This is a genomic window from Pseudomonas sp. LBUM1643, assembly GCF_059716215.1.
Genome location: NZ_CP166813.1, coordinates 6,229,464 through 6,256,069, shown reverse-complemented (window position 1 = coordinate 6,256,069; position 26,606 = coordinate 6,229,464). Strand labels below are relative to the sequence as shown.

Below are 26,606 nucleotides of genomic sequence, written 5' to 3'. Positions count from 1 at the left end.
GCGAGCCTGCTCGCGATGGGCGCGACTCGTTTTCCAGACTTACTGCGTAGCTGGCCGATACTGCAACGCCTCCGCCAAATGCCCCCGTGTAATCTCATCGACCTGCTCAAGGTCCGCCAATGTGCGCGCTACCTTCAACAACCGATGGGCCGAACGCAGCGACAATGTCAGCCGTTCGCAGGCAGACTCCAGCCAGTGTTCATCCGCTGTGGATAACGTGCAGTGGGCGCGCAAACCCGGCAGATCGAGGAACGCATTCGCGCAGCCCTGACGCTTGTGCTGTCGCTCCCGAGCTTCGGCAACCAGAGCGGCCGCCGTTGCGGTGTCATCTCCTGGTTTGGACGCGGGATTCAACGCAGTGGCTTCCCGGGCGACGGTCAGGTGCAGGTCGATACGATCCAGCAGCGGGCCTGACAACTTGTTGCGATAGCGTTGAATCATGTCCGGCGTGCAGGAGCAGCGGCCCGTGGGCTCGCCAAGATATCCACAGGGGCAAGGATTCATCGCCGCCACCAATTGGAAGCGAGCCGGAAACCGCACCCGGTCTTTGGCCCGGGAGATCACGATATGTCCCGACTCCAATGGCTCCCTCAGCACTTCCAATACTTTGCGATCAAACTCGGGAAGCTCGTCCAGAAACAGTACGCCGTGATGGGCAAGGGTAATTTCGCCGGGTTGCGGTTTCGAGCCTCCGCCGACCAATGCAGGGCCGGAAGCCGAGTGATGGGGCTGCCGGAACGGGCGCTGTGGCCAGTGACTCAAGGGAACGCAACTGACCACCGACTTGATGGCCGCGACTTCCAGTGCTTCGCTCTCGGCCAGCGGTGGCAGCAAGCCTGGCAGTCGGCTCGCGAGTAACGTCTTCCCCGTCCCCGGGGGGCCGCTGAACAACAGGTTATGCGCACCTGCTGCGGCAATCAGCAAGGCACGCTTGGCCGCCATTTGGCCCTGGACCTCGTTCAAATCCGGGTAGGGCCTGCTGGCATGCATCAGTCCATCGGAAACGTAAGGGGCAATGGGCAGATGACCATTGAAATGCGAAACGGCTTCCAGCAGGTGATCCACCGCAATCACCTTCAGGCCCGAAGCCAGACAAGCCTCCTCGGCATTTGCCCGCGGCACCATCAACGAACGACCGGCCTTGCGCGCAGCCAGTGCTGCCGGTAGCACGCCTCTCACGGCACGCACCGCGCCTGACAGCGCCAACTCTCCCAGACACTCGATGTCATCCAGTGTGAGCGCCGGCACCTGGACACTGGCCGAAAGAATCCCCAAGGCAATCGCCAGATCAAACCGTCCGCCATCTTTGGGCAGATCTGCCGGCGCGAGATTCAGCGTGATGCGCCGCGCCGGAAACTGCAGCCCCGAATTGATGATCGCGCTGCGTACCCTGTCCTTGCTTTCCTTCACTGCAGCCTCGGGTAAGCCGACCATCGTCAGTGATGGCAAGCCATTGGCGAGGTGGACTTCTACGGTAACGGCAGGTGCTTCCACGCCAACCTGGGCACGGCTGTGGACGATGGAGAGGGACATGGTCGTTCCTTGATTTGTACGGGGGCCGCTTCCTGCGGGTTCTTGAAGGGTAGTCGGGGAGTAGGGATTTGGTGGGGCGATTACGCGGACGAACTTTCACTGGATGTTGCTGGTTGGAGTTATAAATCAGGCACCAGAGCCGCTTTTTGTAGGACCGTGCCGAGATAGGTGAAGGACATCGGTGAAAGAGCGTAAACGGACTTGTCGGGAGAAAGTGGATGCTTATGATCTCGCTAAATGCAGCCACAGGAGGCGTGAATGAAGAGGAACGGGATGCGCCCAATTCATCCTGGTGAGATTCTTGGCGAAGAGTTTTTGAAGCCACTGAGTATTTCGCCTGAGGCTTTGGCTCGCTCTATGAGCGAGTCTGAAGCCAAAGTGAGCGACTTTGTGAGGCAGCAGCGAGGCGTCAGTACTGTTCTGGCGAGGAAATTATCTAGCCATCTGAACACCACGCCCGAGTTCTGGCTGAATCTCCAATCGACCTACGATCAGTGTAGGGCCGAAATTGGGCGTGGATAAACCTTGAATACCTATAGCGATTGCAGCACTTGCGAAGCTCGCCTCCACCACGGCGTATTGATTGTCGGTATTGGTGCCTTCCGTTCAGGCAGTACATGTGGCACGTCCTGCAATCGAATCCACGGCTGGTTGTTCCAGTGCAGCAAGCTCAACGACATCTCTGGCCAATTCAACAGGCTCAGCACCGGTCGCTCGGTTGAGGTCGGTTGCTCTGCGTCTCGGAGTGCTGGCACCACGTCGTGTGTAAGCCATTCGCGCAGGTTTCGGTATTCGGGGCAGTAGTGGTAGACGAGCAGTGCGTAGACGCCGGATTCGCTGATCAGCAGGGTGTTTTCCAGGCTGCCGTGGATGAGCGTTCGAGCGGATTGGTGTTGGTCCGGGTCGAGTTTTCGAAGGGTGCGTTCGTCGATATAGAGGCGGATGAGACGGCCTAAGTCGCGGGCGCTGAACCAGGGTTGGTTTTCGAGGAGGAGGGCGTGGAGGTGGAGTTTGTGGCGGGTGAAGACGTGGGGTGTTAGATAGTTTTCATCCATGGTGCAAATCTCGGAGTCGAGTGGAGAAAAACCGCCTCTAATCGTCGCCAAACGAAAAGGGTGGCAGCTATGCGTGGGTTGGCGAACCGGCGACGCCCGAATTCCGGCAGACCCGAAGGTCTCCTACGCACAGCCGCCATAAATCGGGACGGGAAATTTCCCTGTCCGAGTGTGTCTTGCTGCTTCGGGGGTCTCCAGGTCGCCAAACCCAGTGCTGAACATTCAGCAGTGGGTGAGCTTAGGAACCGGAGCTGTGCGGCGCAATCGGACGGCGGATGAGAATTTTGTAGGACGTTGCCGGGATGTTTGCAGGCTTTAAGATCAAAAGATCGCAGCCTGCGGCAGCTCCTACAGGGAAGCAGTTTGGTGTCATTAAAATTGTGGTGAGGCCATCGCGGGCAAGCCCGCTCCCACAGGGTTTGCGGCGTTTATTCGGTTGGCGGGGTTAGCTTAGCTTCCATCTCGGCGACTTTCGCTTCAAGACTCTCCAGCCGCGCACGGGTGCGTGCGAGTACGACCATCTGGCTATCAAACTCTTCCCGGCTAACCAGGTCCAGCTTGCTGAAGCCGCTCTGCAACAACGCCTTGAACTGGCTTTCGATTTCGCTTTTCGGCAGTGGAGTGTCGCCGCTGAAGAGGCGGGAGGCGGTGCCCGTCAGGGCGTCAAGGAAGTCTTTGGGCGCGAGCATGGGAAAGGTCCTGGAAACAATGGCGGGCAGTGTATCACGCAGTGTCTATAGTCAATCTCGATGGCAGGGGTGCACGCTTTTCGCGCATGCGGACGGACGGCATCGCACCGTTGTTGTGCGTATACGGCGGGCCATTCGTGTGAAGTGGTCGGTCGCTGAGGCCAATGGATTGAATTCAGTGGTTTTTGTGGAGATGGCAAGCTTTCTGCTTAGTGCCTAGTGACCCATGCACTGATGCAGTCGCTGTGACGAATGCAGTGCGCCGAGCGGAACGGGGAAGTGTTTCGTCAGGAGCGGTTAACTGGCGTCGGACGGGCAGGTAAGGCCGACGATGCGTTACAAAGCCAGGCACTGCGCTTAGACTTGAGTCGGGTTTGTTTTCCTGGGGCAAGTCCACCAATTCGGGAGAGAGTTTTCATGAAGCTAGTCACTGCCATCATCAAGCCGTTCAAACTGGACGACGTGCGCGAGTCGCTGTCCGAGATCGGCGTGCAGGGCATTACCGTTACTGAAGTCAAAGGCTTCGGTCGGCAGAAGGGTCACACCGAGCTGTATCGCGGCGCGGAGTACGTGGTCGATTTCCTGCCAAAGGTGAAGATCGACGTCGCCATTGACGACAAGGATCTTGATCGGGTTATCGAGGCGATAACCAAGGCAGCCAACACCGGCAAGATCGGTGACGGCAAGATCTTCGTGGTTAATCTGGAACAGGCGATTCGCATCCGTACCGGCGAAACCGATACCGACGCAATCTAAAAAGCCGCCACAAACCCAACGCCCCAGGAGAAAACAATATGACTCTGCGTAAATTCGCAGGGCTAGGAGCCCTGTTGTCCCTCGTAATGCCCAGCCTGGCTATGGCGGCAGACGAAGTGGCGGCCCCAGTCCTCAACTCCGGCGACACCGCCTGGATGTTGACCTCGACAGCCCTCGTGCTGTTCATGACCATTCCCGGCCTCGCGCTGTTCTACGGCGGCATGGTTCGGTCCAAAAACATTCTTTCCGTGATGATGCAGTGCTTCGCCATTACCGGTCTGATCAGCATTCTGTGGGTCATTTATGGCTACAGCATTGCGTTCGACACTACCGGCATGGAGCAGGGCGTCGTCAACTTCAACTCGTTCTTCGGCGGCATGGGCAAGGCGTTCCTCGCCGGCATCACGCCAGCCAGCCTGACCGGGCCTGCGGCGCTGTTCCCTGAGGCGGTGTTCGTCACCTTCCAGATGACCTTCGCCATCATTACCCCTGCGTTGATCGTCGGTGCTTTCGCCGAGCGGATGAAGTTCTCCGCCATGCTGATCTTCATGGGCATCTGGTTCACCCTGGTTTATGCGCCGATCGCGCACATGGTCTGGTCCGGTAACGGCGGCCTGATGTGGGACTGGGGCGTGCTGGACTTCGCTGGCGGCACCGTTGTGCACATCAACGCCGGTGTGGCAGGTCTGATTTGCTGCCTGGTACTGGGCAAGCGCAAAGGCTTCCCGACCACTCCGATGGCTCCGCACAACCTCGGTTACACGCTGATGGGTGCTGCAATGCTGTGGGTAGGCTGGTTCGGTTTCAACGCCGGCTCTGCTGCTGCAGCAAACGGCACTGCAGGTATGGCGATGCTGGTCACCCAGATCGCAACCGCTGCCGCTGCATTGGGCTGGATGTTCGCTGAGTGGATTACTCACGGCAAACCAAGTGCTCTGGGTATTGCGTCGGGTGTTGTGGCCGGTCTGGTTGCAATCACTCCTGCCGCTGGCACCGTGGGCCCAATGGGTGCGCTAGTGATCGGTCTGGCAGCGGGCGTCGTGTGCTTCTTCTGCGCTACCACGTTGAAACGCAAACTCGGTTATGACGATTCGCTGGACGCATTTGGCGTACACGGCATCGGCGGTATCCTCGGCGCGATCCTGACCGGTGTGTTCGCTGCACCGTCCCTGGGTGGTTTCGGCACTGTGACCGACATCGCCGCACAAGTCTGGATTCAGTGCAAAGGGGTAGGTTTTACGGTGATCTACACCGCGATCGTCACCTTCATCATCCTCAAGGTCCTGGACGCCATCATGGGTCTGCGCGTGACCGAGGAGGAGGAAGCGGTCGGTCTCGACCTGGCACTGCACAACGAACGCGGCTACAACTTGTAAGTACGCGCAAAAAAATGCCCGGTTCGCCGGGCATTTTTTTGTCCGGGATTTGTCATTGATGGTGAGGCTGAAAGGTTTTTTCTGTCAGCTTTCGACACCTTTTCAACAGGCAATTTTGTACGGTCAATCGCTTACAACGTTGAAGGAATATTAGGGCCTTTGTTTTTTCCCAGAGCGCGCTAGAATGCGCCCCGAACGTGCGGAGAACTGTATGTGGCAACAGACTCTGATTACCTTGCGGGCGAGGCCCCGAGGCTTTCATCTGGTAACGGACGAGTTACTCGCTGGCCTGCCTGAACTCAAGGCATGCCGGGTCGGTCTGTTGCATTTGTGGCTGCAGCATACCTCGGCGTCGTTGACCATCAACGAGAACGCCGATCCGGCGGTACGTCGCGACTTCGAACGATTTTTCAATCGTCTGATCCCACAAGGAACAGACGGCTATGAGCATAACGACGAAGGCCTGGACGACCTCCCGGCGCACTTCAAGGCCAGCGTGCTTGGCTGTCAGCTCAGTTTGCCGATTTCGGCAGGCCGACTGGCGTTGGGAACCTGGCAAGGCGTTTATCTGGGCGAGCACCGTGATCATGGCGGTGCTCGTAAAGTCCTCGCCACCGTGCACGGTGAAGGGGCATAAGCCGTTGGTCACCAATGGCGGTTGAATTTTTTCTGGCAGCCGTCGACAGACGGTGAAGCTGGGCTATAACTAATCTGCTTTTCGCAAGTCATGAGGTAGAACATGAGCGACGATGATCTGGAAAACGACGACCTCGAAGTAGGCGACGACGACGAAACCGAAGAAGGTCTGGAAGCAGCGGCGGAAGACGTCGCTGAAGACGATGGCGGTGAAACGCCCGTTCCGACCGCAAAAGGCAAAGCCAAGGCTGCGGTTTCGGTCGACGAGCTGCCGAGCGTCGAAGCGAAGAACAAAGAGCGTGATGCGCTTGCGCGGGCCATGGAAGAGTTCCTGGCCAAGGGCGGCAAGGTGCAGGAAGTGGAGGCCAATGTGGTCGCCGATCCTCCCAAGAAGCCTGATAACAAGTACGGCAGTCGGCCTATCTAAGCGTCTGCCCTTGCTTGCTGAAAAAGCCCGCCGTCGCTGCGGGCTTTTTCATGCCTAACTTGAAAGTCAAAAGATCGCAGCCTTCGGCAGCTCCTACAGGTGTACACAATCCAATGTAGGAGCTGCCGAAGGCTGCGATCTTTTAAAGGCACCACAAAATTAAATTGAATTCCACCGAGCCAGCAACGCCGGCAATTCGGTGAGGCTACGAATCTCGGCATCCGGTGCTTTCTGCGCTTCCCAGATTTTGCCCGCCGGATTAAACCAGATCGCCCGCAAGCCAGCCTGCTGTGCCCCCGCGATGTCATCACCCGGATGATCACCGATGTGCACCGCCGTCTCGGCCGTGGCGCCACCGCGCTGCAAGGCTTCATGGAACAGCCGGGCGTCGGGCTTGGCGATGCCGATGTCTTCGGCGCACAACGCGAACTTGAAGTAGTCCGCAAGCCCTAAACGGCGCACGTCAGCGTTGCCATTGGTGACCACGCCGAGTGCGTAATGGTTGGCCAGCAGTTCCAGGGTGGGTTGCACCTCAGGGAAGATTTCCAGCTGATGCCGGGCATGCAGGAACACTTCAAAACTCTGATCGGCCAGTTCAGACGCCTCTGCGTGAGGGTAGCCGGCTTCTTCCAGCGCCTGGAACAACACGCGTCGACGCAAGGCGCTGATGCGGTGCTTGAGGTTTGGTTCGATGCTCAGGATGCGTTCGCGAATGGCCCACAGATGTTCCACCGGCACCGCGCCGAGGTTAGGCGCATGCTCGGTCAGCCAGGCGCGCAATACCGCTTCAGCGCTGACGATCACCGGGGCGGTGTCCCAGAGCGTGTCGTCGAGGTCGAAGGTGATCAGTTGGAGAGTCATGAATCATCGCCCTTAATGCGTTTGGCCCGTGGATGGGCACTGTCGTAGACCGTCGCCAGGTGCTGGAAGTCCAGGTGGGTGTAGATCTGGGTGGTCTTGATGTCCGAGTGGCCGAGCAATTCCTGCACCGCGCGCAAGTCTTGCGAAGACTCCAGCAAGTGGCTGGCAAAGGAATGTCGCAGCATGTGTGGGTGCAGGTTCTGCCCCAGCTCGCGTTCGCCGGCGGCCTTGACCCGTACCTGAATCGCGCGCGGACCCAGGCGTCGACCTTGCTGGCTGACAAATACCGCATCGTCCGCCGGGTTGGTCATGGCCCGCAACGGAAGCCACAGCTCCAAGGCTTCGCGGGCTTTTTTACCCACTGGCAACAGTCGCGTCTTGCTGCCCTTGCCCAGGACCTGGACCATGCCGTCAGCCAGGTCCAGCTGATCCAGATTGAGGCCGGTCAGCTCCGAAAGTCGCAGCCCGGAAGAATAAAACAGCTCCAGAATGGCCTGATCCCGACGCGCCAGGAAATCATCCTCCACCGCGCCTTCAAGCAGCTGTAGCGCACGGTCCGTGTCGAGGGTTTTTGGCAGGCGGCGCTCACCCTTGGGCGGTGCCAGGCCGTTGGCCGGATCGTGGTCGCACAAGCCTTCGCGATTCAGATAGTGGTACAGCCCGCGCACTGCGGACAGCAGTCGCGCCAGGCTGCGGGACGATTGGCCCTGGGCGTGCAAGCGAGCGATCAGGCTGCGCAGGCGCTGGATATCCAGGGCCGCCCAGCTGCCGATGTTCTGTTTGATGCACCAGCCCAGGACTTTGTCGAGGTCGCGGCGATAGGCATACAGCGTGTGAGGCGACACCTGTCGCTCACTGCGCAGGTGTTCGCAGTAAGCGTCCAGTTGCCGTTCCATGGTTAACGTACCGAGCGCAGGGAGTTGTTGACCCTTGGCAGCACGCGACCCATGACTTCAGCGATGTAGCTCAGGAACAGCGTACCCACGGAGCTCTTGTAGTGCTGTGGGTCGCGGCTGGCGATAGCGAGAACACCGTGGATACCTTGATAGCTGATGGCGACGACGGCGGTAGAGCCGATCTGCTTGCGCTGCTCCTCGCCGAACAGGAAGTCCAGTTCATGCTCGCGCAGGCTGCCGCTGACACTTTTGTCTTCCGAGAGCAGGCCGCCAATGGCTGTCTGCGCGTCGGCATGAGTGACCCAGCGGCCGACCGGCATCGGGTTGTCACCGAGCAGGATCAGGCTGACAAAGGGCACCTGGAAGTCCTGGCGCAGGCTGTCTTCGACACTGATCACCACGTCTTCGAGGCTGTTGGCGTCCATCAGCGCGAGAATCAAGCGGCGGGTCTTGTCGAAAAGGCGATCGTTGTCGCGGGCGACATCCATCAAATGCGAGAGACGATGACGCAACTCGATGTTGCGGTCGCGCAGGATGGTCATCTGGCGTTCGACCAGCGAGATGGTGTCCCCTCGCTGATGCGGAATGCGCAAGGACGGTAGTAGTTCTTCGTGCGCGACAAAAAAGTCCGGATGAGCCTCCAGGTACGCGGCAATCGCCGCCGCCTCAAGGCTTTCGGAAGGGGATTCGTCGGGCTGTAGGGCGGGAACCTGGGGCTTGTCGGTCATGGGTTTGACTCACTCAAAGACGTACTTGTCCTTCGTAAACACGAACTGCCGGGCCGGTCATCATCACCGGTTGGCCAGGGCCTGCCCATTCAATGGACAGACGCCCGCCGGGCAGGTCGATCAATAGCGGCGAATCCATCCACCCCTGGCTGATCGCGGCCACTGCGGCCGCACAGGCGCCGGTTCCGCACGCCTGGGTTTCCCCGGCCCCGCGTTCCCAGACGCGCAGTTGTGCGCGGTTGCGGTCGATGACCTGGAGAAAACCGACATTGACCCGTGCCGGGAAGCGCGGGTGGTGTTCGATTTTCGGTCCCAACTCATGCACCGGCGCATTGTTGATGTCGCTGACGCGCAGCACCGCATGAGGATTGCCCATGGACACGGCGGCCAGTTCGACCGGCGTGCCATCGACATCGATCTGGTAGCTCAGGGCCTGTTCCGGCGCATCGAACGGGATGTCGGCCGGCACCAGGCGTGGCGCGCCCATGTTCACACCAATCTGGCCGTCGCTGCGGATGTCCAGTTCGATGATGCCGCTTTTGGTTTCGACGCGGATCTGCCGTTTCGCGGTCAGGCGCTTGTCGAGTACGAAGCGGGCGAAACAGCGCGCACCGTTGCCGCACTGTTCCACTTCGGAGCCGTCTGAATTGAAGATCCGATATCGGAAATCCACATCCGGATTGCTCGGCGCTTCGACAATCAGCAACTGGTCGAAACCGATACCAGTGTGCCGATCGCCCCATTGTTTGGCATGCTTGGGCAGGATGTGCGCGTGCTGGCTGACCAGGTCGAGGACCATGAAGTCATTACCCAAGCCGTGCATCTTGGTAAAACGCAGCAGCATGGTTTTACTCCGGCAGCAGGCTTTCGCCAGCAAACAACTCGGCTACCGTCTCACGGCGACGCACTTCGAATGCCTGATCACCGTCCACCAGCACTTCTGCGGCGCGGCCGCGAGTGTTGTAGTTGGAACTCATGACAAACCCGTAGGCGCCGGCCGAATGCACAGCCAGCAGATCGCCTTCCTCCAGAGCAAGCTGACGATCCTTGGCCAGGAAATCGCCGGTCTCGCAGATCGGGCCAACGATGTCGTAGGCACGCGCAGCGGAGTCGCGAGGGCGCACGGCAGTGACGTCCATCCAGGCCTGATACAGCGCCGGGCGGATCAGGTCGTTCATGGCCGCATCGACGATGGCGAAGTCTTTGTGTTCGGTGTGCTTGAGGTACTCGACCTGGGTCAGCAGCACGCCGGCGTTGGCGACGATGAAGCGGCCCGGCTCGAACACCAGCGCCAGGTCGCGACCGTCAAGGCGCTCGCGCACGGCTTTGATGTAGTCCGCAGCCAGTGGCGGCTCTTCATCGCGATAACGCACGCCCAGGCCACCACCGAGGTCGATGTGGCGCAGGTAGATGCCGCAATCGCCGAGACGGTCAACCAGGCCCAGCAGGCGGTCGAGTGCATCGATGAACGGCGGCAGGGTGGTCAGTTGCGAACCGATGTGGCAATCGACGCCGACCACTTCCAGATTAGGCAGTTGCGCGGCGCGGATGTACACGTCTTCGGCGTCGGCGATGGCGATGCCGAACTTGTTTTCTTTAAGACCGGTGGAGATGTACGGGTGAGTGCCGGCATCGACGTCCGGGTTGACGCGCAGCGAGATCGGCGCGCGAACGCCCAGCTCGGCGGCCACGACCTGAAGGCGTTCCAGCTCGTCGGTGGATTCGACGTTGAAGCAATGCACGCCGACTTCCAGGGCGCGGCGCATGTCGTCACGGGTCTTGCCGACGCCGGAGAACACGATCTTGTCAGCGCTGCCGCCAGCGGCCAGCACGCGTTCCAGCTCGCCACGGGAGACGATGTCAAAACCGGCGCCGAGACGCGCCAGGACATTCAGTACACCCAGGTTGGAGTTGGCTTTGACTGCAAAGCAGACAAGGTGCGGCATGCCGGCCAGTGCATCGGCGTAAGCCAGGTACTGAGCTTCGATGTGCGCGCGCGAGTAAACGTAGGTCGGTGTGCCAAAGCGCTCGGCGATGGCGGACAGGGCAACACCTTCCGCGAACAGTTCACCGTCACGGTAGTTAAAAGCGTCCATGGCGTTCCCTTAGTAGACGTCGTGCTTGTGTGCTTTGGATGCAGGCTGCTGCTGCGACGACTTGGCCTGCTCGGCCGGGTCCTGGCTATCGTCAGGCAGGTACAGCGGGCCTTTTTGACCGCAGGCCGATACCAGGCAGGCAACCGCGAGGAGCGCAGCAAGGGAAGAGATCAGGCGCTTCATGGCGAAATCCTTGAAAATGCTTTAATTGCGCCGGAGTATACCGGCCACCCGTCAGCTTGCCTATGCGACGGCGCTCCCGTCCGGCGGGGCTGTGCATGGTGTCTGTCAGTTATGCGCAACCCCGTTGGGGCGGGCCTGTGGCGAGGGGATTTATCCCCGTTCGGCTGCGAAGCAGTCGCAAAACCGGTGAGTGCGATTTTTCTGATATGCACCGGAACCCGAAAATCAGGGCCGATTCGCGACCCAACGGGGCGGTGCGACGTTTCGATAAATCCCCTCGCCACAGGCCCGTTCCCACAAGTTCAGCGTTATCCTTTGCAATCACCGGGGCTCGGCCGTATCGTGCGGCGCTCGAGCGTGAGTAGACACTTTTTGAGGTTGCCGTAATGAGTTTGACCGAAGCCCGTTTCCACGATCTGGTCGATGCTACCCAGCAAACGCTGGAGGATATTTTCGACGAGAGCGACCTGGATATCGACCTGGAAAGTTCGGCCGGTGTACTGACCGTGAAGTTCGAAAATGGCAGCCAGTTGATCTTCAGCCGTCAGGAACCTTTGCGTCAGTTGTGGCTGGCGGCCGTGTCGGGTGGTTTTCACTTTGACTACGACGCCGAGAGCGAGCGCTGGATGTGCGACAAGAGCGAAGAGCAGCTGGGCGAAATGCTGGAGCGCATCGTTGTTCAGCAGGCCGGCGTCGAACTCGATTTCGAAGGCTTGTGAGATCGTGACCCAGCCTGTGTCTGTTCGTCCGCCCAAGCCGCTCTACAGCAATGTCAGCCCGGCGGTGGCTTCGCCCTGCAGCGGGGTCTGTCGGCTGGACGAGCAGAAGGTCTGCCTGGGATGTTTTCGCCATGTCGAAGACATTCGCGAATGGCGCTCGGCAGACGACGATCGTCGTCGGGTCATTTGCGCCCAGGCGGCGCAGCGCAAAACCTTGGCATAATGATCCGCGTCAGGCCTTGGTCGCCCCTGGCTTGTATATTTATTGAGCTGTGATAGTGTCCGGATACACCTCAACTCATCGAGGTTCGTGAAAACCCCGCCTTTTTCTGGCGGGGTTTTGCTTTTTTCGTGCAGAAGAAAGGAGTCTGCCCTGATCATGACCGCACCTTCCATCACCCTTACCCGACTGGACGTACAACGTCTGGAACGCCTGATCGACAGCCTGGATGACTCGCTGCCGGGCGTTATCGCGCTGCAAACCGAGCTGGATCGCGCCGATACTCTGGTCGGCCACGAAGATGTGCCCGCCGATGTCGTGACCATGAACTCCAAAGTCCATTGCCGTGAAGAAAGCAGCGGCAAGGACTATCACCTGACGTTGGTCTATCCGAAGGATGCCAATGCCGACGAAGGCAAGATCTCCATTCTGGCGCCTGTTGGCAGCGCGTTGCTCGGCCTCAAGGTCGGGCAGCACATCGACTGGCCAGCGCCTGGTGGCAAAACCTTGAAACTGACACTGCTGGAAGTCGAATCCCAGCCTGCCAATGGCGGCGACTTCCCGGAGTAAAACCGTTCAAAACTGCTCGAGCGCCTCGTTTAATGCGCGCTCCAGGTCAGACTTGTAGCGCAGATACACATTGCTTGAGCTCTGCCCGTCACCGAGCAGGCCCGTCAGGTCCAGATCGGTGATGTAGCAGCGATAGCGCTCCGTTTCGCGTCGCTGCTCGACAATCTCTCGGGCGACCCTTTTGAACAATTGGTCGCCATGTTCCAGCTCTGAAAACTCCTGCTGATTGCAATACAACGTGATGTGCACTGTGCCCGGCGCAGCTTTGCCGACGATGGCCTGCACGTCATAGAACGGTTTGTTGGCGGGGGTTTGTGGGGCGGGTCGGACTTCAACCCGGCGAGCCCTGACCGGGCCTGATGGCAGCAATTGGTAATAATTAATATCCATCGGCTGAGCGGTGTTCAGCGGCAGCAACGCGTCACGTCGATACAGAATCGACTGCAAGAACCGTTGCACAGGCGCCAGCAAGCTTTGGTCGTCGTGATAGGGCAATCGCTGTTGCCACAGGGCATCGAATTCATCCAGCACGTACACATCGGCCTGATCGTCGTGAACCCGGTAAAACACCTGGATGCAATCCGGCTGACCCATCGGCAGAATCAAGGCCAGATCCTGGTCTTCCAGCGCCATCGGATCCAGGTGCAGCGGGCTGTAGCGAGTTCGCTCGGCACCCAGGTAGTCGACCAGTGCCGGGAGCGTAGCGAGGGCGACGTGCTTGACCTGGCCGGGCACCAGTTCCATGACGTGGTAATGCTGCTGCACCTGAATCAGGTAGCGATGATTGAGCTGGCTCAACAGCAGGTTCTGCGCAGTGTCTAGGATGTCCTCAACCCGCTGCGCAATGAACTGCGCGCGGTTATGGCAGAAACACCGTACGCGCAACTTCGGTTGTCGCGGCCCGCTCGGCAAGTTGTTGAGGTAGTCGCGCAGGCAGTCGAGCAGCGCATGGGGGCCATCGAAGCGGTTGACCAGCACTTCATTCCAGCTGTTCAGGGTGATCTGGTCTAGGGTTAGCACCAGGTTTTCCCGGACACCGGCGTAACTCAGTGAGTCGGTGCGTTCGGTTGTCATCAGAATGTTCAGGTCGCGATGGTGCTTGAGCGGGTCGACTCCGACGTTGACCAGAATCAGCACCTCGCTGGGCACGCTGGCGCGCAGCAGCGGTTCTTCGGCGACGGTGGTCAGGGGCAGGGCGATGCTCTGTTGAAGGCTGCCGAGCAGGTTGAACAACTCGAACTCGCTCATATCGCTGCCGCCCGGATGCAAGGCCAGACGGGTGCTGCTGTCGATCACGCCGTTACGGTGACACCAGGTCAACAGTTCCAGCAATTGGCGGCTGCGCTTGATCGGGGCGAAATGCTCCCACTCATGGGTAGTCAGGCTGCCGTTGTACAAGCCCCATTGGGTTTGCCCTGGTTCTTTCTTGTTCGCCGCGTACACCAGGGTGAGCGTGTCTTCGGCCAGGTCCGGTGCGATGCCCGGGTTAACAAATTCGACTTTGTTCGCCTTGCGCTCGAACGCCGCGTACAACCGTCGTCCCAGTACGTTGAGGTCACGCCTGTTGATCAGGCTGACGGTTTGTTCATTGCGCGCGAATTGGGTCAGGAACCGGTAGCTGTAATTCAACTCGCTCACCAGCGCTCGCCGTTCAGCGCTGACCTGGCGGACTTTCCACTGGCTACGGCTATCGAGCAAGGCCAGCTGGCGAGCGTCCCATTGCCATTCACGGGCCAGGCGTTCGAGCAGTGAACGCTGCCAGCTCGGGGTGCGGCTACTGCCGGTGAGCTTGCGATTGACCTTCAAATACAGCGCGCGGCGTACCAATTCCAGGCGTTCCAGCTCGCCACGGGCTGTAAGGTATTCCTCGATGCGTCGGTAGACCACGACATAAGGGTCCAGCTCGTCAAGGTCGAGCTGATTGGCGAAAACCGCTTGCTTGAAACGCAGGCTGAGGCAATGAACCCTGGGGTGTTCGCTGGCATAGACCTCGATCAACAGCAGCTTCAGCACCGATTTGTAAGGCGATTCGATGCCCTTGAACAGCTGCCAGAGCCCGGCACCGATGAATTCGCCGGGAGGGATGTAGGCCAAGTGCCCGAGGTCCAGCGTTTCATCGGCGCGAATGAATCGCTTGGACATCAGTGTATGGGTATACCGGTCGTAACTCGCTTCTTCGTAGACTGGCACCAGCCACCAGATCGGTGTACGTCCCGCCAACCAGATCGCGGTGCGGTAAAACTCGTCGAGCAACAGGTAGTGCTGGCTTGTGCCGCAATCCTCGGAGCTGAGATGTGTGTCCCGCTCGCCGCGAACAAAGCGCGCCGAGTCGATTAAAAAGAAGTGCGCCTCGGCACCCTGGCTGGCCGCCCATACCTCAAGGAGTTGGCATTTTTTGCGCAGCTCGTTGAGTTCGTTCTCGCCGAGATCCGTTGCGTGGCAGACCCAGACGTCCATATCGCTCTGATCGGCCTGAGCCAGCGTGCCGAGGCTGCCCATCAGGAACAGGCCGTGAATCGGTCGCGGCGGGTTGCTGCCATGACGCGGCTTGTAGGAAAACGATCGGGTCAGGCGCTGGGCTTCTGCGAGAGTATTGGCATCAGGTTCGTAGTTCGATAAACCGGCCGGTGTACTGCTGGAGACATAACCGGGCAGTAGCGGATGATTAACGTGAAAGAACAGCGGCAGGAGCGTCAGCACGGTTTGTTGGCGGGTCGACAAACCTTCCATGGCGCGGGCCATGCGACCTTCGTTGAGCTTCAGAAAACGGGCGCGCAGCTGGCTCAACACCTTGCGGTCGATCCCTTCGTCCAGGTCGGGGCGGATTTCATGGTTGCGGGTCATGTCAGCTCAAACCGGCTCGCGAGGCACGGACGTAGGGGGTCTCAAGGATGAGGGGCAGTTTAGCGCCTCGGTCCCGGGACTTTTTAGCTGATTTTGTATTTCTGGCGTCAGATTTTTATCGCAGGGCGACGGCAGATAGCAGGGCAGGTACGAAACAGGCCCGCGGAAATCCCGTGAAAGGGGTTCCCGTGGGCGATGCAGTGCGTATCAGGCAGTTTCTTCTACGTTCAAAATCGTCAGTACTGTTTGCACATTTTGCGCAGCGTCACGACCCAGGCTGGTCAGATAACCGCCATCGGGTTGGTCGATCAGGTCTTTTTCATACAGGCGTCGGGCAGCGGCGATGGCTTTCGGGGCAGCGGTCTGATGGATTTTCAAACCTTCCTGGGAGCTGTCCAGGGGGAAGAGTGCGAGGATTTCCAGTTCGGCAACCAACTCAGGGGTAAACGACATAAGGACTCCAGACTTTCTAGGAATTGGACGACAGCGCCCCTAAGGTGATCCCACTCGTGCGGCATGTCCAGTGCTCGCGACAGGGTTTTTCACCTGGGGCAGCATTCCCCGGCAGGTAGGGCGGCAGCGGGGTGCGTACCAGTGTAGTCAGGGTCTTGGGGAAGGCAGGTTTGATTGGTGACAATCTGTGTGGGAGCGGGCATTTGCCGCGCCCACACGGGGATTGGCTTACTTCTTTTCTGGCGGCAATTCCGGCAATGCACGCAACGCTGCTTCGTACCATTCGGTATTGAACGCGCGGTCTTCTTCGAGGATCGCGTCGATTTCCACCGCCAATACGTGGGCCATCAAGTTCAGGATTTCTTCACGCTCGTAACCCACGAGGGTCAGTTTGTTGAAGGTTGCTTTGGCCGCCGGCGGGTTGTCGCTTTCGATCTGGTTTTCGATTGCTTCAACCAGGGTGTTCTCGGCGAACTCTTCTTCGTCAATCTCGATATCAGTTGGCTCGCTCATGGCAGGCTCCTCAAGTTAAGACGGGCAGTTTACCTGCATTCAGCGTCGTGATGCTGCTGGCAGAAACAGCTTCGGCGTTCTATAAAACAGGCACTGCCAACCCCGCACGGCCTGGAGGCTTTGTGATGCTCAAGCTTTATGGATTTTCCGTCAGCAACTACTACAACATGGTCAAACTGGCACTGCTGGAAAAAGGGCTGCCGTTTGAAGAGGTGCCGTTCTATGCGGGCACCAGCCCCGAGGCGCTGGCGATCAGCCCGCGTGGCAAGGTACCTGTTCTGGAGGTCGAGCAAGGTTTCATCAATGAAACCAGTGTAATTCTCGAATACATCGAGCAGAGCCAGACAGGCGTGCCGCTGTTGCCGACCGATCCTTTTGAGCGGTCGCAGGTCCTGGCCCTGGCCAAGGAAATCGAGCTGTACATCGAACTTCCGGGGCGAGCCTCCTACGGTGAGGCATTTTTTGGTATGCCGCTGCCGGATGCGATCAAGGAGAAGACCAAGGCTGAGCTGTTGCTGGGGTTTGCCTCGTTGGGCAGGCACGGCAAGTTCGCCCCTTATGTCGCAGGGGACAGCTTGAGTGTGGCGGATTTGTATTTTCTGTACAGCGTGCCGCTGGCTTGCGCGGTGGCAAAGAAGCTGTTTGATCTGGATTTGCTGGCTGAGATGCCTGCGGCGAAAGCGCTGCTGGAGCGTTTGGAGCAGAACCCGAACGTGCAGCGGATCGCGAAGGACAAGGAAGCAGCGATGCCGGCGTTTATGGCAATGGTTGCGTCCAAGAAATGAGTTTTGCAGTGTTGTGAAGTCAGCTATCGCGAGCGGGCTCACTCCCACACTGGATTCAAGGTGTTCACCATCAATCCAATGTAGGAGTGAGCCCGCTCGCGATGCTTTTAGCGGCTGGCGAGTAGTGCCTGACCGCGCGCCACAGCCTTCTTGACCTGCGCCGGCGCCGTGCCGCCGATATGGTCACGGGCATTCACCGAGCCTTCAAGGGTCAGCACCGCGAACACGTCCTGGTCGATCTGGTCGCTGAACTTGCGCAGTTCTTCCAGGCTCATTTCCGCCAGATCTTTCCCGCTTTCCACGCCGTACTTCACGGCATGGCCAACGATTTCGTGGCAATCGCGGAACGGCAGGCCACGGCGAACCAGGTAGTCGGCGAGGTCGGTCGCGGTGGAAAAACCGCGCAACGCCGCTTCACGCATCATCGCGTGTTTCGGTTTGATCGCCGGGATCATGTCGGCAAACGCCCGTAGCGAGTCGCGCAACGTGTCGGCGGCGTCGAACAGCGGCTCCTTATCTTCCTGGTTGTCCTTGTTGTAGGCCAATGGCTGGCCTTTCATCAGGGTCAGCAAGCCCATCAGGGCGCCGAATACGCGGCCAGTCTTGCCTCGCACCAGCTCGGGAACGTCCGGGTTTTTCTTTTGCGGCATGATCGAACTGCCGGTGCAGAAGCGGTCTGGCAGGTCGATGAACTGGAACTGGGCGCTGGTCCACAGCACCAGCTCTTCGGAGAATCGCGACAAGTGCATCATCGCGATACTCGCAGCCGAGCAGAATTCTATGGCGAAGTCGCGATCCGACACGTTGTCCAGAGAGTTGCCGCCGACCGCGTCGAAGCCTAGCAACTGAGCCGTGTACTCACGGTCGATCGGGTAGGTGGTGCCCGCCAGTGCAGCACTGCCCAGCGGCATGCGGTTGGTTCGTTTGCGGCAGTCTACCAGGCGCTCATAGTCGCGGCTGAGCATCTCGAACCAGGCCAGCATGTGGTGCCCGAAGGTCACTGGCTGGGCGGTTTGCAGGTGAGTGAAGCCTGGCATGATGCTGCCAGCTTCGCGCTCGGCTTGCTCCAGCAAACCCTGCTGCAGGCGAGTGATCTCGGCCAGGATCAGGTCGATTTCGTCCCGCAACCACAGGCGGATATCGGTAGCCACCTGGTCGTTACGGCTGCGGCCGGTGTGCAGTTTTTTACCGGTCACGCCGATCCGATCGGTCAGCCGCGCTTCGATGTTCATGTGCACGTCTTCGAGGTCGATGCGCCAGTCGAACTGGCCGGCCTCGATTTCACCCTGAATGGTTTTCAGGCCATCGGTGATGCTGTCGCGCTCGGCATCGGTCAGCACGCCGACTTTGGCCAGCATGGTGGCGTGGGCGATCGAGCCCATGATGTCGTGGCGATACAGGCGCTGGTCGAAGGTGACGGAGGCGGTGAAGCGGGCGACGAAGGCGTCGACGGGTTCACTGAAGCGGCCGCCCCAGGACTGATTGGTCTTGTCAGTGCTCATGAATTCGCTCGTATCGGCTGGAAAAAAGTGACGTTGAAAGCTGTCGCGGATAATAACAGGGTTGCCAATCCTGTCGTTGACGCTGGTCGACAGGTTTTTTTCTCGCAGAGCGGTCCATACTCGGATCAGGGGTTGTCGTGATTTGCGCAACGATATTTTTCGATTGAGCAATATCGTCCCGGCAACCGTCTACAGTTGGACAGAAGGATCAGCGCACTTCCGGGCGCTGTAAAACGACTATAAGAAGAGGGGGTGTTCATATTGTGTATCAGCAAACCCTACGGCGATGCCTCGCCAACGCGGGCCTGGGCCGCCAAACGCCCGGCAGATGAAAATTTAGCCGTCGTTCCAGCGGCACTTTTTGGCCCTCGCGCTAGTCTTAGCGTGGATCGCGGTGACGGACGTCACTTCACCTGTCTACGCTATCCTTGTGCGAGACTCACGCAGGAATCCAGCGCAATATGAATGTCCTGATCGTTGATGACGAACCCTTGGCCCGCGAGCGCCTGAGCCGAATGGTCGGCGAACTCGAGGGATACAGCGTCCTGGAGCCCAGCGCCACGAACGGCGAAGAGGCGTTGGCACTGATTGACAGCCACAAACCGGATATCGTGTTGCTCGATATCCGGATGCCAGGCCTCGATGGCTTGCAAGTGGCTGCGCGATTGTGCGAACGCGAAACCCCGCCCGCCGTGGTGTTTTGCACAGGGCCCGATGAATTTGCCGTGGAAGCCTTACAGGCCAGCGCCGTAGGCTATGTGGTGAAACCTGTGCGCACAGAACAACTTCATGAAGCATTAAAAAAGGCCGAGCGCCCCAATCGCGTTCAGCTTGCAGCATTAACCCGTCCCGCCGCCGAGACTGGCAGTGGTCCACGCAGCCATATCAGCGCTCGCACTCGAAAAGGCATCGAGCTGATTCCGCTGGACCAGGTGGTTTATTTTATTGCGGATCACAAGTACGTGACTTTGCGCCACGAAGGCGGCGAAGTGTTGCTGGATGAACCGCTCAAAGCACTCGAAGATGAGTTCGGCGACCGATTTGTGCGTATTCATCGCAACGCACTGGTTGCCCGAGAACGCATCGAGCGTTTGCAACGAACACCTCTGGGGCATTTTCAACTGTTCCTCAAAGGCTTGAACGGTGATGCCTTGATCGTCAGTCGCCGCCATGTAGCAGGCGTTCGAAAGATGATGCAACAGCTTTAATCCGCTGTTCACCGGCGTGTTGCGCACCCATTGCAGGACATCCAGGGCCAGGGAGGCCATGCTGTTTCTGATACAAGTCAAAGCGGATTTGGCTGAGCTGTTATTATCCGCCGTATCTATTCAGTACGGATTGATCCATGTCCTCTCGCGAAATCCGCATCGCCACCCGCAAAAGTGCTCTCGCCCTGTGGCAGGCCGAATACGTCAAAGCCCGTCTCGAAGAGGCCCATTCAGGTCTGCTTGTGACGTTGGTACCCATGGTCAGTCGCGGCGACAAGCTGCTCGACTCGCCACTGTCGAAGATCGGTGGCAAAGGCCTGTTCGTCAAAGAACTGGAAACCGCGCTGCTGGAAAACGAAGCCGATATTGCCGTGCACTCCATGAAGGATGTGCCAATGGACTTCCCGGAAGGTCTTGGGCTGTTCTGCATTTGCGAGCGTGAAGATCCACGCGATGCATTCGTTTCCAACACTTTCGCCAGCCTTGAAGATCTGCCGCCAGGCAGCATCGTCGGTACGTCCAGCCTGCGCCGCCAGGCCCAATTGCTGACCCGTCGCCCGGACCTGGAAATCCGTTTCCTGCGTGGCAACGTCAACACGCGGTTGGCCAAGCTCGATGCGGGTGAATACGACGCCATCATCCTTGCTGCTGCCGGCCTGATTCGCCTGGGCTTCGAAGATCGCATCACCTCAGCAATCAGTGTCGACGACAGCCTGCCCGCCGGTGGCCAGGGCGCAGTGGGCATTGAATGCCGCAGCGTCGACAGTGAGATTCACGCGCTGCTGGCCCCCCTGCATCATCAGGACACCGCCACCCGCGTGACCGCGGAACGAGCTCTCAACAAACATCTGAATGGCGGCTGCCAAGTGCCGATCGCCTGCTACGCCGTGCTTGAAGGCGAGCAGATCTGGTTGCGTGGCCTGGTGGGTGATCCGAGCGGCGGGCTGTTGCTCACTGCCGAAAGCCGAGCACCGCGCAATGATGCCGAGAGCCTGGGCGTGCGAGTCGCTGAAGACCTCTTGAGTCAGGGCGCCAACGACATTCTCAAAGCAGTCTACGGCGAGGCAGGCCACGAGTGACTGGCTGGCGCCTGCTGCTGACGCGTCCGGCGGATGAGTCGGCGGCGCTGAGCAGCGTTCTGACCGAAGCGGGAATTTTCAGCAGCAGCTTGCCGCTTTTGGACATAGCGCCGATGCCGGTCTCGGACACAATGCGCGAAGTGATTCAGGATCTGGATCGCTTCTGCGCAGTGATCGTAGTCAGCAAGCCCGCAGCCCGGATCGCGGTGAATCTGGTCAGCCAGTATTGTCCACAGACGCCCGTTCCGAAGTGGTTCAGCGTGGGTGCCGCGACTGCCCGGATTCTGGAAGAACATGGACTGGACGCCAGCTTCCCGCAGGAAGGTGATGACAGCGAAGCCTTGCTCGGGCTGGCCTCGTTGTCCGAGGCAATCACCCGGAACAAGCCTCGTGTGTTGATCATGCGCGGGGAGGGCGGTCGGGAGTTGCTGGCTGAGCGTTTGCGCGAGCTTGGTGCTAGTGTCGAGTATCTGGAGTTGTACCGCCGCGAGCTGCCTCACTACCCACCGGGAACGCTTGCCGACCGGATTCAGGCGGAACGCTTGAACGGGCTGGTGGTCAGCAGTGGACAGGGTTTTGAGCACCTGCACCAATTGGCTGGCGATGCATGGCCGCAATTGGCGAGGTTGCCGTTGTTTGTTCCAAGCCCCAGGGTCGCCGAGCTGGCGTGCGCCGCCGGGGCCCAAATAGTTGTGGATTGTCGTGGCGCCAGTGCCGCGGCTTTGCTGACGGCGTTGCGGGAGCATCCCGAACCCGTTCTCTAATGCAAAGGATGGACACGTGAGCGAAACAGCCTTGCCTAAAGATGACGTCCTGCCGGTGCTCGACGCGCCAGGAGAAGCACCGGTTCAAACTGAACCACCCGCGCCAGTGGAGCGCCGTAGCAATGGGTTGGCAATCGTCGCTCTGCTGTTGGGCGCCGCCGGTGTCGCCGTCGGCGGCTGGGGAGTCTGGCAGGTGCGTCACCTGCAAGCCAACAACCAGCAGCAGCTTAGTCAGGTGCAGGCGTTGAACGACCAGGCCCAGAGCCTGAAGCTCAATGAACAGCGTCTTAGCGCCCGGCTTGAGCAGCTTCCCCCTGCCGACGAACTTGAAGCTCGCAGCCGTCTGGTGACTCAGCTGCAAGGCGATCAGCAACGCCTGAACCAGCGCCTGGAAACCGTACTCGGTGCCAGCCGCAAGGATTGGCGTCTGGCGGAGGCTGAGCATTTGCTGCGCCTGGCCAGCCTGCGTCTTTCCGCACTGCAAGACATCAGTAGCGCCCAGGCCCTGGTTCAGGGTGCGGATGAGATTTTGCGCGAGCAAAACGATCCGGGTTCATTTGCAGCTCGCGAGCAAGTGGCCAAAACGCTGGTTGCGCTGCGCAGTACCGAACAGCCTGATCGCACCGGTTTGTTCCTGCGCCTGGGGGCTCTGCGTGACCAGGTCATCAGCCTCACCGAGCTGGCGCCGGAGTACAAAGACCGTGGCGAATCGCTGCTGGGGCTTACCGCCGATGGCGATGGCGCCAGTCGCTGGGCTCAATGGTGGGACCAGATCTCGCGTTACATTCGCATCGATTTCAATGCCGACAAAAATGTCCGTCCGTTACTCGCAGGGCAGAGCCTGAGCCAGGTTCGCCTGGCGTTGAGCCTGGCGCTGGAGCAGGCACAATGGGCGGCGCTCAATGGTCAGGCGGCGGTTTACACTCAGGCGCTGGCCGAAGCGCGGGATGTTCTCAAGGGTAATTTCAACCCGGATAACCCCCAGAGCAAGGTAATGCTTGAGCAGGTTGGCGAGCTGAGCAAGCAACCTGTCACTGTCGTCACTCCGGATTTGACCGGCACACTGAGCGCAGTCCAGGGGTATCTGGAGCGGCGTAACGTGAACGCCGAGGATTCGATCAAACCGATGCCCAAACCTGCTGCAGACACAGCGCAGGAGGCCACGCCATGAAACGCCTCTATGTGATCGTGTTTCTGGTGATCGCTGCGGCGGCGGCACTTGGGTTGGCCATTGCCGAGCATTCCGGTTATGTCCTGATCGCCTACAAAAGCTTCCGTTTCGAGTCGAGCCTGTGGGCGACCCTGGCACTGGTTGCGGTGCTCTGGCTGGTGTTCTGGGGCATCAAGGCGTTGATCGAGCTCGTGATGACCTCCAGTGGCGTGGTCAACCCGTGGTCGCGGCGTAACCGCAGCCGCCGTGTTCAGGTGGCCATCGAACACGGTCAACTTGATCTGGCGGAGGGTCGCTGGGCCAGCGCGCAGCGTCATCTTCATCGCGCGGCAGAAGCTGAGCGTCAACCGCTTCTTTACTACCTCGGCGCTGCCCGCGCTGCGAACGAACAGGGCAAGTACGAAGAGAGCGATAACCTGCTCGAGCGCGCGCTGGAGCGTCAGCCTCAGGCAGAGTTGGCCATTGCCCTGAACCATGCGCAACTGCAAACCGACCGTGGAGACACCGAAGGCGCACTCGTCACCCTGCAAGCCATGCACGAACGTCATCCGCATAACGTCCAGACTTTGCGTCAGTTGCAACGCCTGCATCAACAACGCGGCGATTGGTCCGCCGTGATTCGTTTGTTGCCAGAGCTGCGTAAGGACAAGGTTCTGCCCCCCTCCGAACTGGCAGAACTGGAGCGCCGTGCCTGGGGAGAAAATCTCTCGCTGGCCGCGCATCGGGAGGAAGACGGAACCGTCGGCTTGCAGTCACTCAATCGCGCCTGGCAGCAACTGACCTCGGCGCAGCGCCAGGAGCCGCCGTTGGTGCTCGCCTACGCAGAGCAATTGCGTCAGCTAGGCGCCCAGGCTGAAGCTGAAGAAGTTTTGCGCACGGCGCTCAAGCGTAGCTATGACAGCCATCTGGCCAGACTGTATGGACTTGTTCGAGGCAATGATCCGGCGCGTCAACTGCAAACCGCCGAGGGCTGGCTCAAGGACCATCCGGCTGACCCGAGCCTGCTGCTGACGCTGGGGCGCCTGTGTCTGCAAAGCAGCCTGTGGGGCAAAGCCCGAGACTATCTTGAGAGCAGTCTGCGAGTGCAGCGCAACCCTGAAGCCTGCGCCGAGCTGGCGCGGCTGCTGGCACAGTTGGGCGATACCGAACGCAGCAATCAACTGTTCCAGGAAGGTTTGGGTCTACTGGATGAACGCTTGCTGGCAGCACCGCTCCCGGTACCAGTACACGCATGATTTTGTGATGAGGGAGCCCGCTCCCTCTCCGAAAAATTACCCTCAGCTGTCAGATTTATTCCCTTGTGGTCCTTTGCAGGAAACATCCTACAAAGGGCTACACCTGATCCTCCAGATCCTGTCGGCAATTCCCTCGACCTCTATAGACCTGTCCCTGCTGGCATCCCTTGAAACGCCGCCTCTCTTTCCTCTAACGTAAACGCTTGTCTCTTACTGTTACGGAAAAGCCATGTCTTTGGCCTGCTCACGATCCTTGTTTTTCATGGCGTTTATCGCAGGTGCTCTGGCCTTGGGCGTTTCCTATTACCTGGAATATGCGGTCGGCCTCAAGCCTTGCGGTTTGTGCCTGATGCAGCGAGGCAGCCTGGCGTTGCTGACCAGCTTTTGTCTGCTGGCTGCGGTGCAGGGTCCCGGGCGCCTCGGCACTTTCCTGTATTGGCTGCTTGTATCTATCTGCAGCTTGGGGGGGATGGTCACGGCTTGGCGGCAAGTGGTTTTGCAGAGTGATCCGCTGCGTTACTTGTCCGATTGCTCGTCCGGTCTGTCTGAGGTTTTCAAGGACGCACCCTGGTTGAGCAGGGTGGAGCAATTGTTCAAGGGCACCGCCGAGTGCGCGCAAATATCCTGGACATTGTTCGACTTGAGTATCCCGGAATGGAGTTTGTTGTTCTTCGTCGCCGTGATGGTTTTAGCGGGCGCGCAGATGCAGCGGCTGCTCTGGTTCGCGTTTCGTCGACCACTCAGCGGCGAGTCGTCGCACCGGGCCCTGGCGGGAGATTAAACACTTGTATGAACTTTCTCTCCTGCGTACCTTGAAGCGATAGTCGCGCGGGCATAATCTGGCCCGCACGTGTCATTGGAATTATGTTGCTCGAATGACGCTCTGCCTGGCCGATCCTTGATCTTCAAGTGTGCGACAGGTGTAGGGCAGCATGACCCACAAGGGAAGAGAGATCACCATGCTCGAAAGTTGTCAGAATGCTCAAGAACGATGGGGTGGAGTGCATCTGCTGATCGATCGCTGGTTGCAGGAGCGTCACGAACTGGTTCGGGCCTATGATGCTCTCGGCGCCAAGCCTGAGGCTCTGGGCGAGAACCGAAAGCCGTTGCAGGAATTCTGCGGAGTGCTGGTCGATTACGTATCGGCGGGACATTTCGAGATCTACGAACAGTTGACCGGTGAAGCCAAGGCATTTGGCGATACTCGTGGGCTGGAGTTGGCCGAGACCCTTTACCCTCGTATCGACGTCATCACCGAGAAGCTGCTCGCGTTCAACGACCTGTGTGATGCCGGTCAATGTGTCGCTGAGAAATTCAAAGAGCTGGGTGGCTTGTTGCATGAACGCTTCGAACTGGAAGACTGCCTGATCGAAGTGCTTCACACCGCTCACAAGGAAGAGGATTCGGTTCAGGCCTGAATCTCTTCTCGCAGGATAAAACGGTGCGCTTTGCGCGCCGTTTTTTTGTGCACGCCGTTTAACCCGTAGCGCCGCGTAATTCTACTTCGAACACCAAAGGTGTGAACGGCGCGATCAAGTCGCCGGCACCGTCCGCGCCATAGGCTTGGGCTGACGGAATTACCAAACGCCATTTCGCGCCGACCGGCATATTCTGCAGGGCAGTGCGCCAACCGGTGATCACGCTGTCGAGGCTGAACCACTGCGGCTGACTGTTTTGATCGAACACCGAGCCGTCGGGAAGGCGTCCGATGTACAGCACCTGAACTTTGCCGTTCGGTCCGGCTTTGGCGCCGGTGCCGGGTGTCAGCTCCGTCAGCAAAATTCCGTTCGCCAACTCACGTACACCCGGCTTGGCTTTTTCTTCGGTGAGAAATCGCTGCTCTCTTTCCAGTGCGACTTCGCTTTGCGGTATGGCCGGTTGCTCCGCGATCTGCGCTTCGTGCTCGGCCAGAATCTGATCGATCTGCTCGTCTTTCAACGCCAGCGGCTTGCCTTGATACGCTTGCTGCAAGCCTTCCAGTAACGCCTGCAGCTGCAAGTCCGGAACCTCTTGGCGAAGGCGTTCACCGAGGCTCGCACCCAGGCTGTACGCGAGATCATGGGCGTCATTTTCTGTGGGTTTTTCGGCAGCTTGCGCGACGGAAAAAAACACGCACAACGATAAAAAAAGGTGACGCGACATGGGCACTCTCCGGCCTGAGATGCGGCAGATTATGCCAGGGTAAATACGCTTAACGGTGAACTGGTTTTACGCGGGCGCAGAAGATTTTCGATCCTTTGCAACGTAGTGCTTTCGATACTGTCAAGATGACCTAGCGGCGGTGTCAGCAGAGGTCTAGTATGAGCC

30 protein-coding genes are annotated in these 26,606 nt (G+C 59.2%); 16 read left to right on the top strand and 14 right to left on the bottom strand.

Annotation, left to right across the window (positions count from 1 at the left end; translation table 11 throughout):
- Positions 1-39: 39 nt before the first annotated feature.
- A complete protein-coding gene (locus ACA063_RS28350; RefSeq protein ID WP_497664182.1) occupies positions 40-1,533 on the bottom strand; it encodes a YifB family Mg chelatase-like AAA ATPase in 1,494 nt (497 codons plus the stop codon).
- Positions 1,534-1,791: 258 nt separating this feature from the next.
- On the opposite strand from ACA063_RS28350, the gene ACA063_RS28345 reads away from it, so the two are divergent.
- On the top strand, positions 1,792-2,055 hold the full coding sequence (locus ACA063_RS28345; protein ID WP_497664181.1) for a HigA family addiction module antitoxin: 264 nt from the start codon (positions 1,792-1,794) through the stop codon (positions 2,053-2,055).
- 11 nt (positions 2,056-2,066) lie between these two features.
- On the opposite strand, the gene ACA063_RS28340 is transcribed toward ACA063_RS28345, so the two are convergent.
- Both ACA063_RS28340 and ACA063_RS28335 read right to left on the bottom strand, forming a co-directional pair.
- Positions 2,067-2,588: a BRO-N domain-containing protein gene (locus ACA063_RS28340; RefSeq protein ID WP_497664180.1), complete on the bottom strand. Its 522-nt coding sequence runs from the start codon at positions 2,586-2,588 to the stop codon at positions 2,067-2,069.
- A 428-nt stretch (positions 2,589-3,016) separates the two neighbouring features.
- Positions 3,017-3,277 carry an accessory factor UbiK family protein gene (locus tag ACA063_RS28335; protein ID WP_162436681.1) on the bottom strand — a complete coding sequence of 87 codons (261 nt, stop codon included), beginning with the start codon at positions 3,275-3,277 and terminating at the stop codon, positions 3,017-3,019.
- Positions 3,278-3,694: 417 nt separating this feature from the next.
- On the opposite strand from ACA063_RS28335, the gene glnK reads away from it, so the two are divergent.
- The 4 genes from glnK to sutA all read left to right on the top strand — a co-directional run bounded on the left by glnK (position 3,695) and on the right by sutA (position 6,472).
- Positions 3,695-4,033 carry a P-II family nitrogen regulator gene (gene glnK / locus ACA063_RS28330; protein WP_002555808.1) on the top strand — a complete coding sequence of 113 codons (339 nt, stop codon included), beginning with the start codon at positions 3,695-3,697 and terminating at the stop codon, positions 4,031-4,033.
- 38 nt (positions 4,034-4,071) lie between these two features.
- Complete coding sequence (locus ACA063_RS28325) at positions 4,072-5,409, top strand: ammonium transporter (RefSeq protein ID WP_497664179.1); 1,338 nt, start codon at positions 4,072-4,074, stop codon at positions 5,407-5,409.
- Positions 5,410-5,620: 211 nt separating this feature from the next.
- A complete protein-coding gene (locus ACA063_RS28320; RefSeq protein WP_007989493.1) occupies positions 5,621-6,046 on the top strand; it encodes a secondary thiamine-phosphate synthase enzyme YjbQ in 426 nt (141 codons plus the stop codon).
- A 102-nt stretch (positions 6,047-6,148) separates the two neighbouring features.
- Positions 6,149-6,472 carry a dormancy-specific transcriptional regulator SutA gene (gene sutA / locus ACA063_RS28315; RefSeq protein WP_094470027.1) on the top strand — a complete coding sequence of 108 codons (324 nt, stop codon included), beginning with the start codon at positions 6,149-6,151 and terminating at the stop codon, positions 6,470-6,472.
- A gap of 159 nt (positions 6,473-6,631) precedes the next feature.
- Here sutA and ACA063_RS28310 read toward each other — a convergent pair whose 3' ends face one another.
- The 6 genes from ACA063_RS28310 to lptM are packed head-to-tail and all read right to left on the bottom strand — an operon-like array spanning position 6,632 to position 11,236.
- Positions 6,632-7,333: an HAD family hydrolase gene (locus ACA063_RS28310; RefSeq protein ID WP_497664178.1), complete on the bottom strand. Its 702-nt coding sequence runs from the start codon at positions 7,331-7,333 to the stop codon at positions 6,632-6,634.
- Positions 7,330-8,229 (bottom strand): tyrosine recombinase XerC, encoded by a 900-nt coding sequence (gene xerC, locus ACA063_RS28305; protein WP_497664177.1) that lies wholly within the window; start codon positions 8,227-8,229, stop codon positions 7,330-7,332. Before xerC ends, ACA063_RS28310 begins: the two co-directional genes overlap by 4 nt.
- A 2-nt stretch (positions 8,230-8,231) precedes the next feature.
- Positions 8,232-8,957, bottom strand: a complete 726-nt coding sequence (locus ACA063_RS28300) for a DUF484 family protein (protein WP_162436685.1) — start codon at positions 8,955-8,957, stop codon at positions 8,232-8,234.
- Between the two features lie 13 nt (positions 8,958-8,970).
- Positions 8,971-9,801 carry a diaminopimelate epimerase gene (gene dapF, locus ACA063_RS28295; RefSeq protein WP_497664176.1) on the bottom strand — a complete coding sequence of 277 codons (831 nt, stop codon included), beginning with the start codon at positions 9,799-9,801 and terminating at the stop codon, positions 8,971-8,973.
- A gap of 4 nt (positions 9,802-9,805) precedes the next feature.
- Positions 9,806-11,053: a diaminopimelate decarboxylase gene (gene lysA, locus ACA063_RS28290; RefSeq protein WP_052964521.1), complete on the bottom strand. Its 1,248-nt coding sequence runs from the start codon at positions 11,051-11,053 to the stop codon at positions 9,806-9,808.
- 9 nt (positions 11,054-11,062) lie between these two features.
- Positions 11,063-11,236 (bottom strand): LPS translocon maturation chaperone LptM, encoded by a 174-nt coding sequence (lptM, locus tag ACA063_RS28285; protein ID WP_497664175.1) that lies wholly within the window; start codon positions 11,234-11,236, stop codon positions 11,063-11,065.
- A gap of 386 nt (positions 11,237-11,622) precedes the next feature.
- On the opposite strand from lptM, the gene cyaY reads away from it, so the two are divergent.
- From cyaY to rnk, 3 genes are all read left to right on the top strand, one after another.
- The gene (cyaY, locus tag ACA063_RS28280; protein ID WP_162436688.1) at positions 11,623-11,955 is read left to right on the top strand and encodes an iron donor protein CyaY; all 333 of its coding nucleotides are present in this window, start codon (positions 11,623-11,625) and stop codon (positions 11,953-11,955) included.
- Between the two features lie 4 nt (positions 11,956-11,959).
- A complete protein-coding gene (locus ACA063_RS28275; RefSeq protein WP_162436689.1) occupies positions 11,960-12,178 on the top strand; it encodes a DUF1289 domain-containing protein in 219 nt (72 codons plus the stop codon).
- 156 nt (positions 12,179-12,334) lie between these two features.
- Complete coding sequence (rnk, locus tag ACA063_RS28270) at positions 12,335-12,745, top strand: nucleoside diphosphate kinase regulator (protein ID WP_162436690.1); 411 nt, start codon at positions 12,335-12,337, stop codon at positions 12,743-12,745.
- Between the two features lie 6 nt (positions 12,746-12,751).
- Here rnk and ACA063_RS28265 read toward each other — a convergent pair whose 3' ends face one another.
- The 3 genes from ACA063_RS28265 to ACA063_RS28255 form a co-directional block, all read right to left on the bottom strand.
- Complete coding sequence (locus ACA063_RS28265) at positions 12,752-15,589, bottom strand: class I adenylate cyclase (RefSeq protein ID WP_497664174.1); 2,838 nt, start codon at positions 15,587-15,589, stop codon at positions 12,752-12,754.
- A gap of 207 nt (positions 15,590-15,796) precedes the next feature.
- Positions 15,797-16,042 (bottom strand): TIGR02647 family protein, encoded by a 246-nt coding sequence (locus ACA063_RS28260; RefSeq protein WP_162436692.1) that lies wholly within the window; start codon positions 16,040-16,042, stop codon positions 15,797-15,799.
- A 228-nt stretch (positions 16,043-16,270) separates the two neighbouring features.
- Complete coding sequence (locus ACA063_RS28255) at positions 16,271-16,555, bottom strand: hypothetical protein (RefSeq protein WP_008150274.1); 285 nt, start codon at positions 16,553-16,555, stop codon at positions 16,271-16,273.
- A gap of 125 nt (positions 16,556-16,680) precedes the next feature.
- On the opposite strand from ACA063_RS28255, the gene ACA063_RS28250 reads away from it, so the two are divergent.
- Complete coding sequence (locus ACA063_RS28250) at positions 16,681-17,340, top strand: glutathione S-transferase family protein (RefSeq protein ID WP_497664173.1); 660 nt, start codon at positions 16,681-16,683, stop codon at positions 17,338-17,340.
- A gap of 107 nt (positions 17,341-17,447) precedes the next feature.
- Here the strand turns inward: ACA063_RS28250 and argH are convergent, their stop codons facing one another.
- Positions 17,448-18,842 carry an argininosuccinate lyase gene (gene argH, locus ACA063_RS28245; protein WP_497664172.1) on the bottom strand — a complete coding sequence of 465 codons (1,395 nt, stop codon included), beginning with the start codon at positions 18,840-18,842 and terminating at the stop codon, positions 17,448-17,450.
- A 461-nt stretch (positions 18,843-19,303) separates the two neighbouring features.
- Between argH and ACA063_RS28240 the strand changes: the two genes are divergently transcribed.
- The 7 genes from ACA063_RS28240 to rsd all read left to right on the top strand — a co-directional run bounded on the left by ACA063_RS28240 (position 19,304) and on the right by rsd (position 25,717).
- Entirely contained in the window at positions 19,304-20,050 is a 747-nt protein-coding gene (locus ACA063_RS28240) for a LytR/AlgR family response regulator transcription factor (RefSeq protein WP_162436695.1), read from the top strand.
- 137 nt (positions 20,051-20,187) lie between these two features.
- Positions 20,188-21,129, top strand: a complete 942-nt coding sequence (gene hemC, locus ACA063_RS28235) for a hydroxymethylbilane synthase (RefSeq protein WP_497664171.1) — start codon at positions 20,188-20,190, stop codon at positions 21,127-21,129.
- Positions 21,126-21,893 carry a uroporphyrinogen-III synthase gene (locus ACA063_RS28230; protein WP_497664170.1) on the top strand — a complete coding sequence of 256 codons (768 nt, stop codon included), beginning with the start codon at positions 21,126-21,128 and terminating at the stop codon, positions 21,891-21,893. Before hemC ends, ACA063_RS28230 begins: the two co-directional genes overlap by 4 nt.
- Before the next feature lie 16 nt (positions 21,894-21,909).
- The gene (locus ACA063_RS28225; RefSeq protein WP_497664169.1) at positions 21,910-23,064 is read left to right on the top strand and encodes a uroporphyrinogen-III C-methyltransferase; all 1,155 of its coding nucleotides are present in this window, start codon (positions 21,910-21,912) and stop codon (positions 23,062-23,064) included.
- Positions 23,061-24,299: a heme biosynthesis protein HemY gene (locus ACA063_RS28220; RefSeq protein WP_497664168.1), complete on the top strand. Its 1,239-nt coding sequence runs from the start codon at positions 23,061-23,063 to the stop codon at positions 24,297-24,299. Before ACA063_RS28225 ends, ACA063_RS28220 begins: the two co-directional genes overlap by 4 nt.
- Positions 24,300-24,528: 229 nt before the next feature.
- A complete protein-coding gene (locus ACA063_RS28215; RefSeq protein WP_497664167.1) occupies positions 24,529-25,080 on the top strand; it encodes a disulfide bond formation protein B in 552 nt (183 codons plus the stop codon).
- 178 nt (positions 25,081-25,258) lie between these two features.
- The gene (gene rsd, locus ACA063_RS28210; RefSeq protein WP_162436706.1) at positions 25,259-25,717 is read left to right on the top strand and encodes a sigma D regulator; all 459 of its coding nucleotides are present in this window, start codon (positions 25,259-25,261) and stop codon (positions 25,715-25,717) included.
- 58 nt (positions 25,718-25,775) lie between these two features.
- Here the strand turns inward: rsd and ACA063_RS28205 are convergent, their stop codons facing one another.
- Positions 25,776-26,441, bottom strand: a complete 666-nt coding sequence (locus ACA063_RS28205) for an FKBP-type peptidyl-prolyl cis-trans isomerase (RefSeq protein ID WP_497664166.1) — start codon at positions 26,439-26,441, stop codon at positions 25,776-25,778.
- Positions 26,442-26,606: the final 165 nt, after the last annotated feature.